This window comes from Terriglobus sp. YAF25 (assembly GCF_052113305.1).
Classification (GTDB): Bacteria; Acidobacteriota; Terriglobia; order Terriglobales; family Acidobacteriaceae; genus Terriglobus.
The window spans coordinates 1-1,332 of the sequence record NZ_JBFRCY010000976.1; the positions used below are offsets into that span (position 1 = coordinate 1).

2 protein-coding genes are annotated in these 1,332 nt (G+C 53.7%); both read left to right on the top strand.

All coding sequences use genetic code 11. From position 1 onward, the window contains the following. Positions 1-196: SDR family oxidoreductase (locus AB4043_RS25765; protein WP_442308555.1), on the top strand; the 196-nt coding region annotated here is incomplete at its 5' end. A 620-nt stretch (positions 197-816) separates the two neighbouring features. After that, positions 817-1,332 (top strand): winged helix-turn-helix transcriptional regulator (locus AB4043_RS25770; protein ID WP_442308556.1); only part of this gene is annotated, 516 nt, incomplete at its 3' end.

The window sequence follows — 1,332 nt, forward strand, 5'->3', positions numbered from 1 at the left end:
CCCTGGTGTGATCACAACTGAAGGATTTATCTCAGGCGGTCTCGCCGACAGTCCAATGCAGAAGCATTACGTAGAACTGACTCCATTGGGACGCATGGGAGAACCTGATGACGTAGCCCTTCCGGCTGTGTTCCTAGCTTCCGACGACTCCCGCTGGATCAGTGGAGAGTTGATCCTGGTTGCGGGAGGAGAATAAGTCCCGGCATCCCATGAGATCGCAGCATCGAAGTCCCCAGTAGATCGCGAATCTCTCACAAAACAGCAGCAACATGCTCGTATGATGAGGAAGACGTTGTTTTCTGGATCGAACAGACCCTCAGTTTGTCAGATGTATGGGCGTATTGAGGCTCAGGACCTAGATTGCCCGCCAGGTGGCAATCGTATGAAGCGATCCTTACACCGCGGAACAACGGCCCTTAGCTCCGAGAAACTATTCGGGCGTTCACTCGCCGGCACGTTTGTTGCACGCATGATCCATGAGATCGTGGGCTGCTGAGTGATCGTTGAGATAGGTCCACGCACATAAGAGAGCGTAAGGCCATGCTGCTTTGGCAGCGGCTTCCAGGCACTGATCAGAAGTAGGATGCCCGGTCGAATAGGCCCAACTCCACGTCGGCTCTTGCCAGATACGACCCTGTGGCGGCATATGCGAGCGTTCGTCTCGAATGGGTTAACTACCTTCAACGAAGAAAGTATAGACCACGAATAATTTGACTTCTCTATGCAAAAAAAAATCGCGCCCCTGCGCCCCAAACGGCGTTTGAAAGTGCCTTTAGTAAGAGTGGGACCAATCTCTGCTGTGACCGGCGGTGAAACATGCTGGACGATGTACAAAACCAAGCTGAATATGGATTAGCCCCTAAGAGAAGACAGCGCTTGCAGGCAAATACAAGCGACAGTAAAAGACATTCGGGAGCCTCAAGATCCGGTCGCAGGCGGCGAGCAGAAGATCCCCGGCAGTCCACTAGTTCCCAAGGATGTTCGGCRCAAGCCGCGATCAAGCTCATTCAGGGCAAGTGGAAGATACGGATTCTGTCACAGCTCCAGCACAGGCCGCTTCGTTTGGGCGAACTGCATCGGCTGTTTCCTCAGGCGACGAAGAAGATGATTGCGCAGCAGCTCCGCGAAATGGAAATGGATGGCCTTGTCACTCGCAAGGATCTCAGTGAGAGAGTGCTGCGCGTCGAGTACTCTCTGTCTGATTCAGCAGGCCCTGCCGTCCTAAACCTTATCCGCATGTTGAGCGATTGGGCGATATGGACCTGCCTCTCGATGCAGGAGGGCGCCCACAAAATAATCCTAGAGCCGAGGCATCTGATATCGGATCAGCTC